We start from the raw sequence: 21,190 nt of genomic DNA, 5'->3' as shown, positions 1-21,190 counted from the left end.
AACGATACTGGACGAACTGCGCCCAAGGATCGGTGGCTTCATCTCGAGCAAGATGAAAGACGGGAAGAATCACGAGATCGTGGAGAAACTCGAGCTGAACATCGGTCGTGACCTTCAGTTCATCCGTCTGAACGGCACGCTCATCGGCAGTCTCATCGGGCTGCGGATCCACACGATTACCGTGGTCCTGCATTAGGACGACGTGGGGTGGCGCGCGAATGATGCCAATTCTCGTCAGGATCATTCGCACGAGTCCTTTCAACAGGGATCTTCCCGAACGCGGCCGGGTAATCCGCGCCCTCAGGCGTCAGGATTTCCCGCGGCAGCCAGGCGCCGCTCCAGCGCCTGTGCTGCCGCCTCGGACATCACGACTTCCACGTGCATGCGCGCCCTCGTCAATCCTACAAACAGCAGACGCGGCCACAGCGCGTCGGATTGATCGAAATCGACCTCAGTGAGCACAATTGCGGGCGCGGACTGCCCTTTGAACCGACGCACGGTTTCGATCGTCAGGTTACCCTCGGAGTAGACAGGTTGCCCGAGCTCGTCATAGTCTCCCGTGAATTTCACAAACGTCCATTCCGCCAGCGTGTCTTTTACGAGCAGTTCCGAGTGCCCCCGTCCACGCCAGCACAACACGACAATGTCCTGGAGCGGGTAGCCGAGTTGCACGCACCTGCGAACCGCATCGGCGGTCGCGTGCGCAACGCTCTTCTTGTCTGAGCCATAGACCGAAAATTCCGGCGGCACTCCGGTCAGAGGCGCACATGGCGCAATCGGCTCGTCGGTCAGCCGCAAAAGATTGATCGTCTCGGCGATTCTGCGCGGGCTTCGATAGTTTTCCCGGGCGGTAATTACCACGGCATCGCCGATTTCGATCTCGGCCCGATCCGGGTAGACGCATTGCTCGGGGTCGTCGAGCATGTAAATGCGACCGTTCTCGTGCACGCGCGAGATCAATGACTGCACCCATTCCGCCTGCATGTCCTGCAGTTCATCGATCACCAGCACGTCGAGATCCGGGGGGGCTCGCTCCTGCTCGTCAAGGTAGCGCCTTGCGAGTTCTTCGAAGTCTGGCTGTATGCGCGGTCGACCTGCTGCCTTCCAGCACAGCTGGTGGAAGCTGCTCACCTCGACTCCCGATGGCGCGAACTCTCGCATCTGATCGGCCAGAGGCCGGTTGAAGCAGACATAGGATGCCTCTTTCCGGGCGACTCGGGCCTGTCGTAGTAGCGCGAGCGCCAGTTGAGTCTTGCCCGACCCCGCCGTCGCCCGCACATGGAAGACACCGCTCGCAACGTGAATACGCGGTACCCACCGCGCCAAGCCGCCGGAAATGGCGTCGACTCGCCGCTGGAGCGTCCCCACCAGCGCCGAAATGTCGGGCTGGACGGGCATGCGGTCGAGCAGGAACGCCCGCACCTGCTCTTTTGTCGGATCGGACCGGCCGGCCCCTAGCCGGCGCTGTATGAAACCAACAAGGTCCTTGCAGTCATCCGCGTCCGCGATACGCTCACGCGGGTAGCCGATTGTGCCTGCATCGCCGATACGGTAATGAGGCAACACGAGGCAATGCAACAGGCGCACATCGAGACCTTCCGTTTTCAATCGCTGCAAGATCGAGCCGAACTGCCAGCCAGCCTGCCGACCGATATCCTTCCGTTGTGCGCCGTATTGCTTAAACATGCCGTCGACGTTCGCCTCGATCTCTCCCGCCTTCACCTCCAGCACCGCGATGTCACCGGCGCTGTTGATGACCACGATGTCAAGCTCGCCATGGCTGTCGTGATGAGGCTCGGCACGTGTCCAGTCGACGCCATGGAACAACTCGTAGCATTCGGGCAGGCCGTCGGCCAGTCGCCGGAGCACGTCGAATTCGACATGCTCGCCTGCGGACGTCACATGAATTTCTGAAAGTGGAGGATGAACTTTGGCCATTTTCTTTCCGGTTGATCATGCTCACGCGTGATACATCGGCAAGCTATCATGCGGAGCCTGTGCTTCCGATATCTCTGAAACCTACCAGAACCGCTAGCAAATGTGCTCTGCCTTTTTTGCCCGACAACCCGAGCGATGATCTCGGGTTATCGCTCTGTCATGCCCATGGTGCGTCGCGGCTCGATGCAGGATCACCTGCTGCTTCACGCTTTCAACGAGCACCGGTTCGTATCGATCTGTCGCACCGGAGCTTTGATCAAGGCCTGATACCACGCCGAGCGGCCTCACGGCCCGCTCGGCTGCTTGCCGCCCGAGCAACTTGCCAAGGCACATGCAGAGCATCAGTTTCTTGGCCTTGGCCTCGGACTCTGCCCGCGATTCGAACTAGGACCAGGAACAGACCGACTCCAACTCGGTCTATCATCAGGGCTGTCACTCGACGTTTTCGACAATCTTTCCAGTAATAAAGATATCGCGCGCTGCATTACCGATCATGTTGGTTACCGTGGCATCAAACGCCGCGCCAATCACACCACCGAGAAACGGAACCATCTTCGTCAGATTAACCACGCCAGTGCTGCCGGCCTTTGTGACCAATCTGAATCCCACCGCCTGATTTATCTTGGTGATGACTGCCCCGCTAATCTTGTTGATGGCGATCTGAGCGGCCTTCTTGCCGGCCTGGATGCCGACGTCGCGCAGGATCTCCATTGTCCCGTCGCCGGCCAGACAAGCCAGCACCAGCGTTCTGATCTTGTCGTTCTTTAGATCATGACCACCCATTTTTGCGATGGCAGCGATCATCCGGATTTGCACATACAACACCGAGGCCAGGTTGGTCGGGATCGTAACCGGCATCGTTGCGAAGCCACCAAGCCCCGTGACGAAGCCGGCAGCGCCGGCTTTCGTATTTTGCCAACGGATGAGCGAGTCGACCTTTTCGACCAGTGTCCCGTCGTGCTTCGAATATTCAGCGGCCATATCTTCCGCCGAATCGGTGCCCATAACTCCATTAACGGCTTTATCGTAAGTCCACTGCAAAGCCTCGATGATTTTTTCTTGCGTAATAAGATCGCCCAAGATTTTTCCCGGAAGTTAAGAATCTGGAAAATACAGAATTAATAACAAAAACATTTAAATGAAACCGAGCCAGAAATTGTGCTGGCGCACACGATCGCCTCCAGGCGCGCCACAAAGCCGTTTCCGGTTGGCGGACTCCGAATGAGCAGCCTCTAGAACAACATTGACATCGCCATCAAGATCGGTCTCGCCCTCCTCAAGTATCGACAGCGATGTTTCTATCAGTGGCCTGCTTGGGTATGTCCGCTATTCCAAGTGAGATGTGCGGCTCACGATTGCGTTACCGAGGTTAACGGCGCGGCGCGCGAAAACATGAGGCTGTGCGCCGTGAAATGCAATGCGGCGTGAGTTCCGTTGCCCTATCCAGGAGCCGAGCGCCTACCAGTTCGTGAGTCGATGACGCTGCGCGCGGATAGCCTCGACGGCCGTCATGGATCTCATCAAGCATGGGCGATTGCGTTCACGCTTGAAGACAACTCGAGCTGTGACTGGTGTTGACACCGCCGCGAAGCTTCGCGTTTACCGCTTCGCGATCCGGGCGCCGAGGGCTGACGGAGCGGTAAAATGCTTAAAAGCGGCCGTCAGGTTGAACAGCGTTTGATGCCCTCGTTTCGCTAGTAACGGCGGTATTGTTCAATGGCATTGAGACGTTCGGTGTCCCGATATCGATTTACCTGTGCGTGCCGCTCACCCTGACGTTACGAAAGTCGAAAGTTATTGGTGACGCGGTCGCGAATCAGTTCACTTGCGCGAAAGCCGTCGCGTACCCGAAAGCCAGGGTGAAGCGCATCCGCTGCGCCGCGGCAGACTCCCAGCCGTACGACCACTCGAAACCATTGGCGATCGTCCGGACGAACAACCACTACCCTTCGGTGAACGCATGCGACATGTCGAGCGCGCTCGCGCGTTGCGTGTCGCGCACCTTGATGCCGACAAACAGATTCGCCAGCGGATAGCGTTGCTCGATCGGCCCACGGAACAATGCGCCGAACGCGGACAGCGTAGGGAGCCGACCGGGCCGACAGGCCGCCCGAGAGCGGACGCCAGTCGGTCGAGCCACGCGGCCGCACCGGACCGACCCAGCGTATCCGCGCCGTCGGGCGACGCAGGAACGCACGGTACGCAACAGCGTCCTCCGTGGTCAGCGACGGCAACGCCCGTCCGCGTTCGATGATCGCCCACAGGATCAGCCGTTCAGCTTCTTTCCCGTGGCCGCGCTGCGTCGCCGCGGACTCGTGCAACGACGGCCATGCGTGCACCGCCTAGTAGTTGTTGTCCGTATCGAGCGGCAGGTGGCGCGCGGAAGCTGCCGGCCGAGCCGTCGACCTCGTGCCGCAGCCGCAATTGCTCCCACGGCACGATGCCGCTGCGCGGCACGGCCGCGAAGAGCGTCCTCGCCCGCTCGAGCAATTCCGCGTCCGCCATCATCGAAATGCAAGCTCGGGCTCGTTGTTGATTCCATAAGGCACATGCCCCGTTGTGACATGCCGCGACGCCGACTCGCAGTTGCGCAGATGGTCATCGAAGAAAATGTCCGGTCCAAATTCGGCAAGGAAAGGGGCTTTCGGCCGACTGCCGAGAAACATCGCTTCGTCGATCGTGACACCCCACGACATCAGCGTCCGAATCGCGCGCTCGTGTGCAGGCGCGCTTCGCGCCGTGACAAGCGCCGTCCGCACGGTAACGGGCAACTTGACCCCGTTCCGCAGCCAGCAAAGCGCATCGAGGAAAGGCTTCAACGGGCCCGGCGGCAACGGTGTACGTGCGTTGCGCACTTCATGGTCGATGAACTGCTCCAGTTGCATCAATCTGAAGATGCGCTCCGCCTCGTCACTAAACAGCACGGAATCGCCGTCGAAAGCAATACGCAATTCGCCGTCGTCCTGCAGGCGTGTTGCAGCCGAAGGCTGGAGATAAACTTGGGCGGCTGGAAAACCTGCTGCCATGGCCGCACGAACATCGACCGCATTTGCCGACAGAAAGAGATTCGCTCCGAGCGGACCGAGATAACGATGCGGTGCCGCCCCGCTGGTAAAAATGGCGCGTCCGATGGGCAATCCATGATGTCGGGCCGAGGCGAAAACCCGCAGGCCGGTTACGGGGGCATTGCGTGAAAGAATCGCGACTTCGACATTGTCCGCACCGCCGCCGTTGAAGGCGAGGAGTTTGCGCACGAGCGGAAACGCGGCGCCCGGGCGAGCCGGTAGGTCGAGCCTCCCTTCTTGCAGTGCAAGATACGCGGATGGATCGTCTTCTTGAAATGCCCGGTTCTCCTCTTCAAAGTCGAACAGCGCCCTCGCCGACACTGCGACCATCACCTTTTCGCCTGGAATCATTCGCACCTCCCTCGACGCACGGCAAAGTCATCGTACTGCGGATTTGAGACATTTCATGTCTCGTTCGAAACGTCGGTTACCCTCGGCCCGACCGCTTGCGGGCGTGTGCCGATTTCACCGCCGCAAGACAGTGCGCGCATCTCGGGTGGGTCCCCGCCGGCTCAAGAGAGATAGCCAGCCGCGCCACCTTTCCCGCAAAGCCAGGTTCAGTCACGGTTGTCCCGGCCGTTTCAACTGACGACGCGTAGAGCAGTCCGGTGTTGGGGCTTCGCGTGTCGCGGTACCCACTCCTTAAGCAAACGCTCGTATTCCACAAGGTATTCCCGGTCGCGCATAATGAGACATTCGCGCTCCAGCTCGGCCTCGTCACTCTTACCCGAGTGCACAAGTGCGGCGTACAGCACTGCCCTGAGGCGGATGTAAAACAGATGCGTCCTGCTCCCCGGAGCCAGAGCGCACCGACATTCGCCTGGAAAGTCATCATCGACGGCCCGCAGCGTCGAGCGTGCCTTCCATTCAGCGATATCGTATTCGCGGTTGACAAGATGCAATGCGGCGCCGACTGACCCAGCGCACAGCAAGCCGAGTTGGTCGATAAACTCGTTCTGGGCGAGGTCCGCCTGGAAAATCTCCTGGCGTAACTGCGCCGTGGCCTCGAATTCCTCGTCCGCGCGACGGGCAGCTTCGCAAGGCTCAATCCACGCATATTCCTGACCAGCGACAACACCGTGCGGTAGCGGTAAAGCGGCTCGGCAATCGGAAGAAACGGCTTGGGCCCGGCAAGCGTCAGCCAGTCTCTTGCTCCGAAAAGCTCCGCAGTCAACTGAAAAGCATGAGGCGCGTCAAGCCGCAACGCCCCCTCAAGGCGGCTGGCGAAGGTTCGGACGCTCACCCTAGGCAACGCGGCGAGTGGGGTATCGGATGCGTCCGGCTCGTAGCATGCCGGAGGCATGTCAATCAGTTCCCATGCCTGCTCTTCGAGATCCTGCTGCGGCTGGATGTGGCCGAGCACCTCTCCTACGCGGTACCAGCTCAGCATCACGCTCGCCCGACCGATGGCGTCACTGCCGGTCTCGGGCGTGATTCCCGGCAACAGCAATTGCAGCCGCGTTGCCTTTGCTTCCATTCGTCGCTTCAATTCCTCACGGAACGGACCCAACGCCGGCCCTTCCCAAGGCGGCAATTTCAAGGCGGTCGCCAACAGGCAAAAGCGCTCGTACAATCCCTGCTCACTAATGAGTGAGTCAATCGCTCAAGTTTTTCCTCGGTCGGCGGACGTCGCCGCGCGCACGATATGGACGTATCGGGGAAGCGGGCCGCATTGCACCGCCTGTGGACGACACATTGTGAAGCGGAATCGAGTCATTCCGTGTCCCATTGATTACGACCGTGACGTGCGTCGCGAGTGAGCACAAGGAAAGCCATCGGCCCTCCGATGCGCGTCGGCTCACCTCTCCTCGCTTTGTTGCGACGGCAACCGTACAGCAGCATATGTGCATCCTGTTCAGACCAGATTCCGGTGCGCGCAGACGCAGGAAAATTGAAATCGAGACATCGAATGTCTCGGTACCACCGCAGAATGTCGACTTCTCTCGCGACAGGAGGACGTTCGATGGCGTTCAACGTGGATCTCGCCGCACAGTATATGTTGAAGCCCTCCCTGAACTGGAAGCGTGGTATCGGAACGCAGCCAAGGAGACGACCGATATTGGCGTCGACCGAGCAAGCATTCGCGGTATCGGCACCGGTCACCGAGGAGAAACCAATGGTCCTTTGGCTGCCTACAATGCATGGGCAAACGCGCAACTGGTCAAGCTGATTCGCGGCGTATGGCACATCGCTTCGTTCGCGTCGGTCTCGGGCTTTGAGACATGGCACGCCCTCCTGCTCGAATCCGCCGAAGCGTATTGGGAAATGAGGAGGTATCCTGCGCTGCCACGCAGCTAGGCGTATGGCATGGTCCACTCATTCATCAAATGGCTCCGCACTAGCCGGCCGGCGCTGGCACGGGCTGTCCTTGAGCACGACCATATCATCGTCAATGGTCCGGCGCTGGAAGCGTTTCATCGGGTTTGGACGGCGGGTCCCGTATGGTCACCGCAGATGACGCCTGTCGAGACGTCCGCTTCATACGGCGAGATTCAGGAACTCGTGCGGAAATTCTGCCGTCAGTTCGGTGGCCCCCCTTGCTAGTCGACGTTTTCGCGCGAAACCAGGGTTTCCACCTCGCTGCCATGTAGGCAAATGCGGTCGCATAGTCCGAACAGCCCGAAATGTAGACGAGCTCTGGCTGCCACGCGGCCTACACCGTGGGACCTTGACGACATGCCGCATCTGCATCCACGAATTGCATTCACGGCCGACCTGCTCGGATTGAACTTCGCTCGAACCGGTTGTGAAGACAGTCTGAGGGACACCGTACTGCATCGACTCGAAGAAAAATGCACGCGCCTGACGTGCCGTTTGCCGGGCCTCGCCCGGACGGCGGCCGAGGAGACCATTGCACAGTCGCCGATTCATACACGCGCTTGCGGCGCCGGGCTACTTCGAACAAATTTCCGCCAGCCGCTGGTTGGTGGCCGAGACGCTGCCAGCCGCCATCGACGCGAGCAACGCCAAACTTCCGCTCACCGACGGACAACGTGTCTATGCCCGTCACTTCGCCAAGCGGCTTGCGAAAGCGCTCGAACTCGAACAGCCTGACGCCCACGAACTCGCTGCGCGCCTTTATGGAGCCAGGAGCAGGCTGGCCCTCGTCGGGGAAGTCCCGCTCGTACGACCCGGCGAGGCCTTGTACGCGTATCGAGAATTTGCGCCGGACTCCAGTTCCAGCGGGTTCTTGCCCCCTTCTCTGGGATGCGCACGATTGACCGCCGAACTCGACACGGTTACCCGCTTCGTACACCCGGAGGCTGCAATTCACGCAGCACGAGCGGCGATTGTGCGGAGGCCGGAGTTTTCGACAGCCGCGCGAATCACCGTGGATGCGCTGCGGAACCTTGGTGCAACCGGAGAAGCCCTTGCCTGCACGAATCGCACGTTGCGCGCACTGAGGAACATTAGTCTTCTTGGCTCCCTGCGCCTTGCCCCTTCCCGGGTCGAGAATGTCGACTATTACTGGTTGCGCTGCATCCGCATCGTCGCGATGACAAGGCTCACGAGGTTTGACAACGCTGCTCAGGAGCGCATCGGACTGGTCGCGGAGGTCGACGCGGTTGGCACTCCGGGAGCGCCACAGGTAGCACGATGGCTGTGTCTGACCACGACACCTGGCGGGACCCGCTGGTCGGACACTATGACGTTGTGACAACGCTGTTCACAATACGCGGAGCCCAATAGTCGTGTGCACCGGCACCCTGGTCCTCGCGACCGTCGAATACATGCGCACGGCACAGCATCGCCGGCACCACCAACATGAATGCCATCGGACACCCCGTTATCGCGTGCGATACCAGTTGGAGGGCCACCCCACCCACGAGGCGCTGGTAGGCCCGAACCCACGACGATATCTGGTGGCAGACATTCGTGAAAGCAAGCCTGGAGACATTGTCGAGGTAACGTTGACCGAAGACCGGGACGGCATCGTGGATTGGATAAACAAGACGAATGAAGAGTTTTGGATGGATGCGACGGAGTATTGGGGGAAGGATGCGACTGAGGCCACCGGAAGAGCAACGGGACCTCCGCGGGCTGGGATTTGCTGAAGTCACTTGTGAGACACGCTCGGCGCTAACCCGTTGTCGTGCGACATGACGCAGAGATGGACGACGATGAAAGAATGTCGAGAAATTCAACCTGCCGTCCGCGCCGCTTGTTCTGATCGCCACGCCGAAGGCACAGGAAGGCATCGACATGCACCATTATTACCGACATGTCGTGCTCCTCGACCTCGCATGGAATCCGGCGGCAATGGAGCAGCGGATCGTCATCGCATCCCAAAGCGCTGCGAACTGATGCACGTGTTGCTTGGCGCCGGCCAGTGGCTAGATGCAGAACAGGAAATCACGGACTTGGACGAGTACAAGATGTCCTTCCCCGCGTAGTTTTCCGGATTTTGCTTCATAGACACACTCTGCCATCGCAAGTCACCTTGCTATGCCGTGAATTTCCTCAATCGTTCACCGCCATCTCGAAGGCATCGGCAACTTCGTGACCTTCCAACAAGAGCGTCAGGATTCTTTCCTTGTATCGAATGATGTCCGCGGGGAGTTCAGCTTTATTGTCACGGTAGTATGCATACAACAGTTCGCCGGCGGCGTCTTTCTTGCGCTTGACGAGCGACGTCACGCGCTCGATCTCATCGACGACGTGCGCGTTGAACGATGGCATCTCACGTTGCCAGTCGAACGCGAAAACTTGCTGCTGAATGTCGTCGGCTGAGTGGAACCCGGCATAGCCTCGCCCGGGCTGACCAGAACCCTTGCCAATAACAATGCCGGCGAGATCTGGCAAGCCGCGCTGGAGGCAAAACATCCTGACGACATCGAGCTTTTTGCCCAACGAAACCGGAATCGAATTCTGGATTCCGCTGTCATCGGGATACCGCTTCTTTGCGAGATCGATCAATTCCCCATATTCGATCAGTTGCTTCTCCCTTGCACAGTCCACCAGAATCGGAAAATACAATGCGCCAAGGCGAAGCGAATGCGCAGTCGGGCGCGGCCGATCGATCGTAGTTGTCATTGATTGAGTCATGTTCCTGTAGTTTGAGTCATACTCCTGTACCAACGGCCCCTAACATCACGGCAGTCAAAAGTCCTCGGTCCAACAGCTCTAGAACCCCAGTTTATCCCGGTGAGCGTTCTTCATCGCGTAGTCGAGCCCAATGACAAGGATGCACATGTGCGGGTAAGGTAACGAGCCGTCCGGATACTCGAGGAACGCCTCAAATTTTCTATATGCAGCGTTTCCGCAATCGAACGGCACATCGATGTATGTCGACCCGCGATCACATCGCGTCGCCAGACGGATCGTCGAAAAACGTGACGAACAGCACATCGCGCTGCTTGCGACGCGCAATGGCGTCGATATGCTCGATCATTTGCGGCATCGCAGGTCCCGCTCGAAAGAAGCAACCATTTTGGCGCCAAATCGCGACATTCGCTGTCCCAATCCGGATCGGCCGGCTGGTCGGTTTTGCTCGATGCCTCATCGATCCCGGTCAACGCCGATCCCGATATGTGTTCCACCATCATATGCCACCACGCAAGCGCAACGAGCAGAATATGGAATCCCTCCGCGAGTCTGCCGTCGCCGGTCAAGTTCAGGGCGATGTCTCCCTCGCATCACTGCCAAATGGGTGGCGTGCCCAATGGATCACGTTCGCTCAATGGGAGTGATAGCTTCTAATCTTCCTCGGTGAATGTAATCGTTGCGTTACGGCGGTTGCACCCGCATGAAAAAAGGAAGCGTGCGCTTCGAATTTGCGTCGCCGCGCATGCGTTTCGTTTATCGCTTGAATCCCAGAGGACCGAGCGCGACACCTGGCGGGATGGCATAGTACTCACCCACCCGCACGCCGTCCCGCTTGGCCGTCTGCCGGAGCAGCATCGCCGCGCTGAGGCGGGAAGCCGGCACGTCTCGGTTGTCGCCTGATAATTCGAACGAGACGACGATAACGGAATTTTCATGATGCGGAAATTCGGCCGCCGGGATCCAACCGCTTTGATCGACCGTCCGGTCCCATTCTTCACGTGTACCGGCCCACCAATGCGAGCCCCGCACAAGCAGGTCGTCGGCAGTTCCGGTATCTGCAACGTTCGTCCCAAGTTTTCCCGCAGTCGAACTTACCGCAAGAATGATCGCCCGCGCGCTGATCTCTGCCGTCTTAGCCGCTCGTTCCAACGGCAAGTTACGCTGCCGTAGCTCATGATGTTGTACATCGCTTTGCTCCGGCACATCCCGCAGCTCCGCTGCCTCACCTCGCTCGCTGCGATGCAGTGGTTGGCCAGACTCCCTTGACCTCCGCCGAAGCGCTGCGCCACCAAGAAGGGCCAAAAACAACGTCAGCCCAATCAACAACAGGTTCTCCGCTTCCATGTTTCCTCGCTTGACCGATGCTTCGTTTGCAGAGAGCTCAGCACGCGCCCCGCCAACGACGGCTGCACTCGACCGTTTCGAGCGTCTGCCGAACCACGTCTCGATACTTTCCGACGCTGTCGATCCTTGTCCGCGCGCCTTCTTCGACTTCTGCCAGACGCTGCTCTAGGGCGTTCCGATAGATCTTGATACCGTCTTTCAGACGCTCGTCGAGCAGCGCGTCGAAACGTGAAAGTGCGCCCCGGATCCAGGTGCCGACGTAGATCTCGAACTGCCCCAACGTAATAGTCGACGAAAATCCTTCCAACACTTGCTCGAATGACGCAACTTCAATGCCCTCGCGCATCGTCTCCCGCATCACCATACGTTTTTGCTCAACCTGCGATTTACCGATCCAGAGCTTCCACCAGACTCGCTTCTCGACATACTCTGTCTCCTCGACTTGCTGACGCTCGGTGGTACGCCAGGTCGTCATGGTCGGTGAAAACGGGACACGAGGCAGTTGCAACGGCACGATGTCGACTGGACCTCGGAACACTCCTTGAAGGCCCGGGAGTCCCGCTTCGGCGATCACGGCAGATGCATCCGCCTCCGTACGCTCGACAATAACGGCCGCACACGCTTCCAATGCAAGACTCATGCGCGCCGCCTGAATCACCGACTCTCGCTCGATGAGTTCACTCGCGGCGGTCGATAGCATCCGCCCGAATTCGGACATGGCATCGCGCACCTGCTTCGCCTCTGCGGCCTCGAACTTGCCGCCTGAACGCCAATGTTTGGCATACGGCCCTTCGTGCAGTTGGTCAAGCGCCGCGTCGAGCTTGATGAACGAAGGGACGGATTCGATCGATACATCGTCCGCAACTTCTCCGTTCATCCTGCAGTTCAGAAAATGCAAGAGCCTGAACAGCGGCCCATTGACCGCGTCCATCGGCGCATCAGACAGCGCCGACAGTTTTCCCGGCTCGTCGTTAGCGCCGCCGAGACCCAGCTTGGCTTCAACGTGCGGCACGGCGACGCTTAGATTGTCGATGAGGTCGCCGTCGCCATTTGCGGCCTCCGTCAGAGGGTTTAGCGGTATCAGCGCCTCCTTCTTCACAGCCTTCAATCGCTGATGCAATGCTTCGAGTTTCGCGCCGATTTCCGCGATCTTCGATGTCTCGTCGTACTGATACGCCTCGACCAATGCGTCAATTCCCTCGAGAGCTGCTCGCGCCGGGACATACGCCCCGTCCACCAGATCGGGAATGAGAAGTTCGGGCAGATTGGATTTCAGGTGCGACGCCAGCCGCGACTGGAACAGTTCGAGGCGCGACTGATAACGCGCTTCCCCGAGGAACCAGCGGCGCTGCGAGTCTGACCAGTCGGACGGCGCACGCGGCAGTGCATCAAGTTCGCTGTCGGAAAACAGAGTCGCGTATTCTTTTGCGAGCTTCCGCAACACGGCTTCGTCGTTGCTCCGCCCCAATGCGTCGGCCAACACTGCATACAGCGCCGGCTCACTCGAGAGCGCCACCGGCTCGATCGCCGCCGCTTCGCCGGCGTATTCGGGCAGCGCTTGTATAACCCCTTTCCGGATCTGCTGCGTCACGTGGTCAGTGAATGAGCGTTCACTTTCTTCCGGATTCTCGTCAGTCCGGTAGGCATCGATGCGATTCAGAACGAATAGCATACGCGCGGGCGAACCGCCAAGCTGCTTGACCTGATCGACGACTTGCCGCAGCAGCGCTTCCTGCTTGCGCGGATCGGTTTCCAGCGAGTTGTAGGCGACGAAACAAAGCGCTTTGCGCGCGTATTGGCGCATCACCGCGCCATTCAGATCGTCATTGACGTATTTCAGGCCAGGCAGATCGATGATCGTCAGGCGCGAGCCGCGCGGCAAACCGAATTCCTCATGGCGCAGCCCCATGTTGGTTGGCCACGTGATGTGGATGCGCGGCGGCTCGAGGCCCGCACCGTCACCGTCCGCGCCACCGGTGACACGGTCACGGTACGCCTTCATCGTCGCTTCGAGACGTTGACGTACGTCTTGCGCGCTCAATGCATCCCATTCGCCAACCGTCCATGTCGCACCGCGCGTATCCTCAATGACGAGACGGCGGCGCGCGTCGTCATGACGAACGATGACAACGCCCGCGCTCATTTCCTGAACAGCCTTCGGAAGCAGGGCATCGCCGATGAGCATGTTTGCGAGCGTGCTCTTGCCGGAACTCGTGGTCCCCGTCGTGGCGATCACCACTTCGGGTTCGAGCGCGGCGGCCTCGAAAATCCCAACGGCATCGCGAAGGGTATCGATATGAGACTCGACGTCATTTCCCAATCCCGCCCACGACGCGCCAATCGCGTCGCGTAGCGTACCGGTAATACGCGCGATATCGTCGGCGACAGACCGCCAGCGACTCGCTAACCGCGCGAGAATCAGCTGCACCGACTCTTGTTGCGTGTTGTCCATCTAGATCAACTCCTTGGAAATTCGTTCACGCGCATCGGCCAGGGCGGCCGGGCCGACGCGCAGCAGGTCCAGCATGTCCGCTGTCGCGAGGCTTCGATCATGGGGCAAGCCGAGTACGCGAGAGAGATCTGCCGTTGCGATTTCGTCATCGGCGCTCCCAAGTGGCCAGCCGGACAGTCGCCGCCACGCAGCGTGATCCTCAAGCGTCCGCAACTCGAGGAGCGCAGGCGCGGGCGCGTTCGCCTGATGCGCAAGCGCATGCCGCACATCCCCGAGGCCGTCGTCCCAGTGCAGTATCGCGGCGGGGCAATACGGGACAATCCGGCCGCCGTGGAACTCGATGAGGGTCGCGCTCTGCCGCGTGGCCCGATGCAAGTAGACGTATTGTGCGACCAGAAAACCCCGCTCTTCTGCGAGTGCGAACAATGACGCATGTTCGGTCAGCGCATGAAGCTCGCCCTGGATTGCGTGGCGGAGCCTGTCGATTTCCCGTCGTGCATAGCGCGGCGCTTCGTCAAGCTGATCCCGCGCGTCGACCTCGATTCGCAATGCAAAAGCACACGCGATGAATAGCGGCATCCGGTCTGCCGAGCCGACACGCAACGCTGCGAGGCGAGTCTCGACCCACGCCACCAGTTCAATCGCGACATCAACAATACGGCGCAGATCGGCCGTCGGCGGCTGTCGACCCGCCTTCATCTCCTCGGAACACGTCCGGTAATACCTGTGCAGCGTGCGCATCTGCTGTTCGAGTTCCTGAGCCTGACGTATCGCCTCGGCCGAGGTCAATGCGGCATGCACGGACTGGAACTCCTTCATGACTTCCACACGCAGCACGGCGAGGTCGCGCCCGATACGATCCTGATGTTCGACGATGAGACCCAGCGTGTGTGCATTCTCGCGAATCAATCCGTCAAGATAGTTCACCGATTCGCCAAGCAAGTATTCGACACGATCGACTTTCTCATCGATTTTCGCCACGCCATCCAGCAGCGTATCCACCTTCTTGTCGAGTTTGTGCACTTTCCAGGCAGTCCATGCGCTCACGCCGAGGTTCAGCAGGCCAACTCCGAGATTGGCTGCCTGGAGATATGGATTGAGCGCTTCCATTCCCGTGCCCAGCGGGAGTTGCGAAGGCAGCTTTTGCTGGAGCGAATCGGCCGGCAGCGTTGAAAGTACGTGCGGTACTACTGCTCCCGATGGGAGGTGACGAGTGCCGAGCCCGCCATTGGAAAGCACTTCGACCACGTAATCGTTACTTTCACCACCCTTGAAAATGACGGGTGCGAGATAGTCCAGCAGTGTGTCCATCTAGTTCGGTCCTGATTGGCCAGCCTGTCATGCGAAAAATTCAAATTGCGTGTTTCTCATACATGAACTTCGCTGACGAGAAAGCGCGTCGACACCGTCGGCGTCGGACGCACTGAGATAACAACCCCATCGAGTAAACGACTAACGGTTTCCTTTCATTTCTTGACAACCGGTTAGCACCCATACTCGGATATCGGTAACAAAAAATGGATCTTTAGCTCGAGCCATGCGTTACACGTGGCACGTCGCTGTAAGATGCTAAGGCTGGCCCAATTTCCGTCCCGGTATTAGTTTTGACCCTGAACCAAGAAATAGTCCGGTGCAAAAGTAGAGAAATTCGGCATGATGTGTCCAAGCGGACACGAAGGCCATGCCATGAAGACGAGCAAGTTTACGGAAGAGCAGATCGCATTTGCCCTGAAGCAAGCCGAGCTGGGTACGAAGGTCGAGGAGATCTGCCGCAAACTCGGAATAAGCGAGGCGACTTTCTACAACTGGAAGAAAAAATTCGGAGGGTTGGGGCCTTCTGAGCTGCGCCGCTTGCGCCAGCTCGAAGAAGAAAACGCGAAGCTGAAGCGGCTTGTGGCGGACCTGAGCCTGGACAAGGCCATGCTGCAGGACGTACTCGCAAAAAAGCTCTGAAGCCTGCCCGTCGGCGCATGTTGATCGATGAATTGCGTGATCGCTATCGAACCAGCCTGACGAAGACTTGCGCGTTGTTTGGCATGTCTCGTTCGCTGTATCGGTATCAGTCGGTTGCGCGTGATTCGTCGGCGCTGCTCATGCGTATCAAGGAAATCACCGCCACGCGCGTGCACTATGGGTATCGGCGCGTTCACGTGGTCCTGCGACGGGAAGGCTGGCGAGATAACTGCAAGCGCGTCTACAGGCTGTATCGGGCGGAGGGCCTTTCACTGCGGCATAAGCGGCCACGACGTAACAAATCGGCTCGGCTGCGACAGCCCAAGCATATCGTGACCGCGATCAACGAAATCTGTAGCATGGATTTCGTTGCAGATGCCCTGTTCGATGGGCGACGCCTTCGGACTCTGACCATCGTCGACAACTACACACGGGAATGCTTGGCCATCGAGGTTGGACAAAGCCTGAAGGGAGAACATGTGGTTGAAGCGCTGACGCGTATCACCGCCATGCGCGGGCACCCGGCCACGATCAAGGTCGACAACGGCAGCGAGTTCATCTCGAAGGCAATGGATCGCTGGGCGTATGAACATGGCGTTGAACTGGATTTCAGCCGGCCGGGCACGCCTACTGACAACGCCAAGGTCGAAAGCTTCAACGGGCGCTTCCGGCAAGAATGTCTGAACGCGCATTGGTTCTTGTCATTGGCCGACGCGCAGAGCAAAATCGACGACTGGCGCACGTACTATAACGAGGTTCGTCCCCACTCCGCATTGCAGTGGATGACGCCCGCCGAATTCGCCCGTCAGGCAAGGGAATCCGCCTCGCCTGACAACTCAACCAAGCCGGAAATCTCCACTTCCGACCGGGACTAATTCTGGTTCAGGGTCACCAGGCTATCGCGCTGCTCGCGGAGGAGCCTGGCGCGCAGGTGGTAGTCGCCGGCTACGATGACGAGCAGCGGCTTGCCGGCGTGCGCGCGCTCGGCATCGGGCGGACCGTCGACCTCAAGTACCTGTCGCCGCACGATGCCGCCGCACTGGCCGGAACGGATGCGTCCGACATCGTGATCGACGCGGCCGGCGTGCAGTCGGCCGTCGACAGCGGCCTCTCGGTGCTGCGCGCATCCGGCGTGATGGTGCTATGCGGAATTCACGCAAATCGCGTCGCCTTCGACGGCGCGCGCTTCGTGCGGATGCGTCACCAAATTCGCGGCACCTACCGTGCCACGCACCAGACCTGGCGGAACGTGGTCGATTTCGTGGTCGCCAATGAGGTGCGCCTCGCTCGGCTCATCTCCCATCGATTGCCGTTGCACGAGGCGCTCCAGTCGTTCGAGCTCGCCAAATCCAAGGTCAGCGGAAAAGTCATGCTGATTCCATGATGGCCGTGCCGCGGCCGTCGGCATCGAATTTGATTCGATAATCCGTGCGATTTTCGAGCATCGCGAAATATTCGCGAAACTCGGTGTTAATGCGTGGCCCGCGGTGTTTACCGCAAGCGTGAATCTGTTATCCGGCTGACGTCATTTTTCCGTGACAGGGAACGCGGGTTCCCGGAAAGATGTATCGGGCCGGTCGATTACTCTTGATTTCGTGTTCGATCGGCGCGATTGCTTCGAAAAATCGCTTGAAAATCGAGAACAGTTCATCCGCTGATCGAACAGTTGGCTGCGGCAAATTGTTGCATTGTTCGAATTCCCGCTTCACCCGATCGGCCGCAGCATCTGTTACTGCGCGGTTCCCGGCATTTGTCATGGCGATAGTTCGCGCGATCGCAATAACGAATGCAATCGTGAATGCATGGCTCGCATGCGGCAAAGTTTTGGCCCATGGCCAGTTCCTGATCACGACGGCGATCGATTATCCTATTCAGGATCCGCCACGCGCACGATCCGCAATCGAGATGCGCGAAACCCTCGTGGACCAACCCGCCCGCGCTCGCTCGCCTGCCGCTGCGTGCTACTCTCGCAACCGGCACCGGCCAGGACAGTACAGTGGTGCGCGACCAGTGAACATTGTGGATTCACGCATCATGTACTCGATCTTGCCCGCGTTCGTCTCTGCGTTGTTTCTCGGGTTCGGCCTCTACGTGCTGGCCACCAAGGGCCTCACGCGGGTATCCGTCCCGTTCGCCTTGATGTGCGCGGCGACCTTCGTCTGGCAGGGAACGTGGGCCTTCCTGTTCCAGACGAGCGACGCGGACGTCGCCAACTTGCTGGTCAAGGCTGGCTATCTGTTCATCCTGTTCCTGCCGACGACCTTCTATCATTTCGTGACGGAGATCGTGTCGCGTCGGGACGAGCGGCCGTTCATGTTCGCCTCCTACGGCCTTTGCGTGCTGCTGGCCGTGCTGCTGGTCACGGGCAATGGGGTCGTCGATGGATTCCGCCTGCATTTCTTCGGCCCGTATCCCAACGCGGGCCCCCTGCATCCGCTGCACGTCGTGCAGACCGTCCTCCTGGTCGGCCGCAGCGGCTGGCTCCTGATCGAGGCACGACGACAGACGCGCGCGCGGGATGTCCGGCAACTGCTCACGCAATGTCTCGTCAGCCTGGGCCTCTACTCGCTCGCGGCCACCGACTACGCAGTGAACTACGGCGTCGAGTTCTATCCGGTGGGGGTATTGTTCATTGCGATGAGTCTCGGGATTCTCGCGACGTCGATCGTCCGCTATGGCCTGATGGGCCCCTATCTCCTGGCCGCGACGGTCGCGCACGAAGTGGCCACGCCGCTGGCGGCGATCGGCCTGCATGCGGACGAGCTGCGCAACGTCCTGCCGGCACTGCTGCGCGGGTATCGGCTGGCGGTGGAGCACCGGTTGTGCGCCGACAGCTTGTATCCGGGGCAGTTGGACCGGCTGCCGACGCTAGCATCGTCGATCCGGCGCCAGGTCGACACCACGAGCACCGTGGTCGAAATGTCCCTGGCGTCCTTTACGCTGGACCGCCTCGATCGCCACGGCTTCGCGGCCTATCCGATACGGGCCTGTGTCGACGCCGCGGTGGATCGTTTTCCCTTCCGTCCGGGTGAGCGCGACCGCGTGTCGGTCGGCGCGATCGATCCGGACCTCCGGTTCTCCGGAACCGACTCGCTCGTGATCTTCGTCATCTTCAACCTGCTGAAAAACGCCCTGTATGCGATCGACGCAAGCGGCCGTGGGCAGATCGAGATCGACGCGCATCGCAGCAACGGTTATTGCGTGGTGCGTTTCAGCGACACGGGCCCGGGCATCGCTCCCGAGGTGCTCCCTCAGATCTTCGACGCCTTCTTCTCGACCAAGTCGCACGGGTGCGGCGCGGGCATGGGCTTGAGCTTCTGTCGCCGCGCCTGCGAAGCGCTCGGCGGCACCATCGCATGTGAATCCATCCCCGGCGTCCGGACCACGTTCACGATTCGGCTGCCGGAGCCCGGCTCGCCGGCGGACCAGGCATTGCGCGATCCACCGGCGCCCACCCGGCACTATCGCATCGGGTAAGGCAGTCTCACCTTCAGTTCGCGGCGGACGGCAGGATCAGTTCATACGCCTTGACGCGCTCGATGATGCCCGCCGGAAACCGGCTGATCCGCTTGTCGGGACCGGCAAACACGATCTGCTGGTACCCCAGCGACACCTGTCGTCCGTCGACGTAGAAGCGAAACAGCAGATACGCCGAACACTGCCGAACCTCGAACGTATTGAGGAAGCAGTCGACCCGCTGGAACGGGAACGTCTCCTGGACGTATTCCTGATGCGCGCGCTTCGTCACGAACGACCCGCCGGCCGCCAGCAGGTTGTTGTGGATGCATTCGTGAAACCAGCGTTCACGGCACACGCCCTGCCATTCGAAGTAGCGTGCGAAATAGGTATTCATGAAGGCATTGGAATCCTTGAGGTAAATGTCGACCACGTGGTGGAAGGTTTTTTCGGACAGATGCGCCGTTTCATTGGAAAGGACGTGAAGAATCGCGTCTTGCGTCAACATGGATAACTCCTTGAATCGCTACTGGCGGTAGCGGCGCATTCCTTCAACGAGAAGGAATGGCCAGATTCTCGCCGTGCAATTCCGTTGAGCGCTTCGGTCAATACATGCCAAATTAGTGGTTGACAAATGGTTGATGTAAATCCCACTTTCGCCGGATAATTGGCGCGGTCATGCAACGCGGCCGTCATTTGTGGAAACGCGTCTCCGTTATCGAATCTTTTTCTGCGATTTATCGACACTCGTATGCAAACCTTCGTCAGGCAACCGGTGCTCTATCCCGTGTCCGTGGTGTTTGTCGACGACAACCCGGATTTCCTGCAGGCGCTGCGGGGCGCATTTCCGGACGAACACCTGAACCGCTTTTTTACGCAACCCCGGGTGGCGCTCGACTTCGTGTCGTCGCGTGACGTGGAGATGCCGCCAACGGCCGCGGACTATTTCGGTGCGGAGAAAAAAGGCGGCAATGCGATCGGCGAGGATGCGCTCACCGATCCCGCCCGATTCGAGGCGGTGGGCGCGGTGGTCGTGGACTTTTCGATGCCGGAGGTCGACGGCATCCAGCTTCTTTCCTCCATCCGCAACGCAAACTGCATGAAAATCCTGCTCACCGGCGTTGCCGACGAGCGCGAGGCGGTGGACGCGTTCAACGCGGGACTGATCGATTGCTTTCTGAAGAAAACCGACGTCGAGATGCCACGCAAGCTGGCAACCGTGCTGGACAACGCGAAACGCAAGCACTGCGCGGCTCGCGGGCACATCAGCCTGCATGAAGCAGGGTCGACCTACCGGGATCCGAGGATCGTCAAACTGATCGACGAGGTGGCCGCGCGGGAAGGCATCGTCGAATACTACTGGCGCCCCAATCAGGACGCGGTGCTGATGTTCGACGCCGCGGGCGCGCCAAGCGTATTTCTCGCCTGGAATGAGGAGGACTGGTCGTTTCACTGCGATATCGTGTCCGACGCGAACGGTCCGGCCGAATTGCGCCAAGGCATGGAGGCGCGCAGCGTCATGCCGCTGTTCTGGCCATCGCAGGCCTATCGGCCGGGCCTCGCCGACGTCAAATGCGCGGCGCCCCTGCCCGTTCCGGGATGGAACGGCACGTTTTACAGCTGGACCCGTCTGGACGATACGGCCACCGAACGCGAGCTGCCCACGTTGGCAAAATGGCGTCACGCTTGAGGGATCATCCGCCTGTCTTCAATCAGGTCGTGCTGTCGTCGAGTCGGCAAGCACTCGATTTGAAGCAATCCCTGTCAATGTTGACAGTTATCTGCGGCACGGACTTTTGTTTCAATAGCGCCCTATTCCGAGGGCCACCCACTATTCCAATCAGGCGGCACATTCATCCAGGGCAGGTATCAGAAGCGCGGAAGGGCCATTCAGCAAGCGACTGATACCGCTGAGTATTGTTTCAGGTGCCGCTTC

At 59.6% G+C, this 21,190-nt stretch carries 16 protein-coding genes and 2 pseudogenes; 8 read left to right on the top strand and 10 right to left on the bottom strand.

What is annotated here, in order from left to right; translation table 11 throughout:
* The first annotated feature begins 4 nt into the window (after positions 1–4).
* Entirely contained in the window at positions 5–196 is a 192-nt protein-coding gene (locus tag PQB87_RS36715) for a DUF445 family protein (protein WP_309568974.1), read from the top strand.
* 104 nt (positions 197–300) lie between these two features.
* Here PQB87_RS36715 and PQB87_RS36710 read toward each other — a convergent pair whose 3' ends face one another.
* The 4 genes and pseudogenes from PQB87_RS36710 to PQB87_RS36695 form a co-directional block, all read right to left on the bottom strand.
* Complete coding sequence (locus PQB87_RS36710) at positions 301–1,938, bottom strand: AAA family ATPase (RefSeq protein WP_111941175.1); 1,638 nt, start codon at positions 1,936–1,938, stop codon at positions 301–303.
* A 432-nt stretch (positions 1,939–2,370) separates the two neighbouring features.
* Complete coding sequence (locus PQB87_RS36705; protein ID WP_111941177.1) at positions 2,371–3,018, bottom strand: EcsC family protein; 648 nt, start codon at positions 3,016–3,018, stop codon at positions 2,371–2,373.
* Between the two features lie 704 nt (positions 3,019–3,722).
* A pseudogene (locus PQB87_RS36700) lies at positions 3,723–4,440 on the bottom strand (integrase); the annotation flags it as partial.
* A gap of 2 nt (positions 4,441–4,442) precedes the next feature.
* Positions 4,443–5,354 (bottom strand): 5'-nucleotidase, encoded by a 912-nt coding sequence (locus tag PQB87_RS36695; protein WP_111941179.1) that lies wholly within the window; start codon positions 5,352–5,354, stop codon positions 4,443–4,445.
* 1,377 nt (positions 5,355–6,731) lie between these two features.
* Between PQB87_RS36695 and PQB87_RS36690 the strand changes: the two genes are divergently transcribed.
* The 3 genes and pseudogenes from PQB87_RS36690 to PQB87_RS36680 all read left to right on the top strand — a co-directional run.
* Positions 6,732–7,301 (top strand): hypothetical protein, encoded by a 570-nt coding sequence (locus PQB87_RS36690; RefSeq protein ID WP_146756333.1) that lies wholly within the window; start codon positions 6,732–6,734, stop codon positions 7,299–7,301.
* 553 nt (positions 7,302–7,854) lie between these two features.
* On the top strand, positions 7,855–8,661 hold the full coding sequence (locus tag PQB87_RS36685; RefSeq protein ID WP_146756334.1) for a hypothetical protein: 807 nt from the start codon (positions 7,855–7,857) through the stop codon (positions 8,659–8,661).
* Positions 8,662–9,143: 482 nt separating this feature from the next.
* Positions 9,144–9,308, top strand: a pseudogene (locus PQB87_RS36680) (helicase-related protein); the annotation flags it as partial.
* Between the two features lie 156 nt (positions 9,309–9,464).
* Here the strand turns inward: PQB87_RS36680 and PQB87_RS36675 are convergent.
* The 4 genes from PQB87_RS36675 to PQB87_RS36660 all read right to left on the bottom strand — a co-directional run bounded on the left by PQB87_RS36675 (position 9,465) and on the right by PQB87_RS36660 (position 15,156).
* On the bottom strand, positions 9,465–10,037 hold the full coding sequence (locus tag PQB87_RS36675) for a hypothetical protein (protein ID WP_146756335.1): 573 nt from the start codon (positions 10,035–10,037) through the stop codon (positions 9,465–9,467).
* Positions 10,038–10,802: 765 nt separating this feature from the next.
* On the bottom strand, positions 10,803–11,393 hold the full coding sequence (locus tag PQB87_RS36670) for a hypothetical protein (protein ID WP_146756336.1): 591 nt from the start codon (positions 11,391–11,393) through the stop codon (positions 10,803–10,805).
* 37 nt (positions 11,394–11,430) lie between these two features.
* Positions 11,431–13,845, bottom strand: coding sequence for a dynamin family protein (locus tag PQB87_RS36665; RefSeq protein WP_111941189.1), 2,415 nt, complete (start codon positions 13,843–13,845; stop codon positions 11,431–11,433).
* Positions 13,846–15,156, bottom strand: coding sequence for a hypothetical protein (locus PQB87_RS36660; protein WP_146756337.1), 1,311 nt, complete (start codon positions 15,154–15,156; stop codon positions 13,846–13,848).
* 375 nt (positions 15,157–15,531) lie between these two features.
* Here PQB87_RS36660 and PQB87_RS36655 point away from each other — a divergent pair.
* Together PQB87_RS36655 and PQB87_RS36650 are read left to right on the top strand one after the other, a co-directional pair.
* A protein-coding gene (locus tag PQB87_RS36655) for an IS3 family transposase (RefSeq protein WP_111941195.1) occupies positions 15,532–16,673 on the top strand; the annotation gives its coding sequence in 2 pieces (ribosomal slippage) (positions 15,532–15,784 and positions 15,784–16,673; 1,143 coding nt in all).
* Complete coding sequence (locus PQB87_RS36650; RefSeq protein WP_489245141.1) at positions 16,673–17,182, top strand: zinc-binding dehydrogenase; 510 nt, start codon at positions 16,673–16,675, stop codon at positions 17,180–17,182. Before PQB87_RS36655 ends, PQB87_RS36650 begins: the two co-directional genes overlap by 1 nt.
* A 127-nt stretch (positions 17,183–17,309) precedes the next feature.
* Here the strand turns inward: PQB87_RS36650 and PQB87_RS36645 are convergent, their stop codons facing one another.
* Complete coding sequence (locus tag PQB87_RS36645) at positions 17,310–17,648, bottom strand: hypothetical protein (RefSeq protein WP_146756338.1); 339 nt, start codon at positions 17,646–17,648, stop codon at positions 17,310–17,312.
* A 184-nt stretch (positions 17,649–17,832) separates the two neighbouring features.
* Here PQB87_RS36645 and PQB87_RS36640 point away from each other — a divergent pair, with 184 nt between their 5' ends.
* On the top strand, positions 17,833–19,275 hold the full coding sequence (locus PQB87_RS36640; RefSeq protein ID WP_060063925.1) for a sensor histidine kinase: 1,443 nt from the start codon (positions 17,833–17,835) through the stop codon (positions 19,273–19,275).
* Positions 19,276–19,288: 13 nt separating this feature from the next.
* Here the strand turns inward: PQB87_RS36640 and PQB87_RS36635 are convergent, their stop codons facing one another.
* Positions 19,289–19,762 carry an acyl-CoA thioesterase gene (locus PQB87_RS36635; RefSeq protein WP_059688183.1) on the bottom strand — a complete coding sequence of 158 codons (474 nt, stop codon included), beginning with the start codon at positions 19,760–19,762 and terminating at the stop codon, positions 19,289–19,291.
* 243 nt (positions 19,763–20,005) lie between these two features.
* On the opposite strand from PQB87_RS36635, the gene PQB87_RS36630 reads away from it, so the two are divergent.
* Positions 20,006–20,944 (top strand): response regulator, encoded by a 939-nt coding sequence (locus PQB87_RS36630; protein WP_489245125.1) that lies wholly within the window; start codon positions 20,006–20,008, stop codon positions 20,942–20,944.
* Positions 20,945–21,190: the final 246 nt, after the last annotated feature.

It is taken from the genome of Burkholderia sp. KL41 (assembly GCF_057005415.2).
The sequence above is the reverse complement of the archived record's forward strand: the minus strand, read 5'-3'. Positions and strand labels throughout refer to the sequence as shown.

What these genes read in the sequence shown, in the direction of transcription:
- PQB87_RS36710 (WP_111941175.1), bottom strand. Translation starts at nt 1,938, where the DNA reads ATGGCCAAAGTTCATCCTCCACTTTCAGAAATTCATGTGACGTCCGCA.
- PQB87_RS36695 (WP_111941179.1), bottom strand. Translation starts at nt 5,354, where the DNA reads ATGATTCCAGGCGAAAAGGTGATGGTCGCAGTGTCGGCGAGGGCGCTG.
- PQB87_RS36675 (WP_146756335.1), bottom strand. Translation starts at nt 10,037, where the DNA reads ATGACAACTACGATCGATCGGCCGCGCCCGACTGCGCATTCGCTTCGC.
- PQB87_RS36670 (WP_146756336.1), bottom strand. Translation starts at nt 11,393, where the DNA reads ATGGAAGCGGAGAACCTGTTGTTGATTGGGCTGACGTTGTTTTTGGCC.
- PQB87_RS36665 (WP_111941189.1), bottom strand. Translation starts at nt 13,845, where the DNA reads ATGGACAACACGCAACAAGAGTCGGTGCAGCTGATTCTCGCGCGGTTA.
- PQB87_RS36660 (WP_146756337.1), bottom strand. Translation starts at nt 15,156, where the DNA reads ATGGACACACTGCTGGACTATCTCGCACCCGTCATTTTCAAGGGTGGT.
- PQB87_RS36640 (WP_060063925.1), top strand. Translation starts at nt 17,833, where the DNA reads ATGTACTCGATCTTGCCCGCGTTCGTCTCTGCGTTGTTTCTCGGGTTC.
- PQB87_RS36635 (WP_059688183.1), bottom strand. Translation starts at nt 19,762, where the DNA reads ATGTTGACGCAAGACGCGATTCTTCACGTCCTTTCCAATGAAACGGCG.
- PQB87_RS36630 (WP_489245125.1), top strand. Translation starts at nt 20,006, where the DNA reads ATGCAAACCTTCGTCAGGCAACCGGTGCTCTATCCCGTGTCCGTGGTG.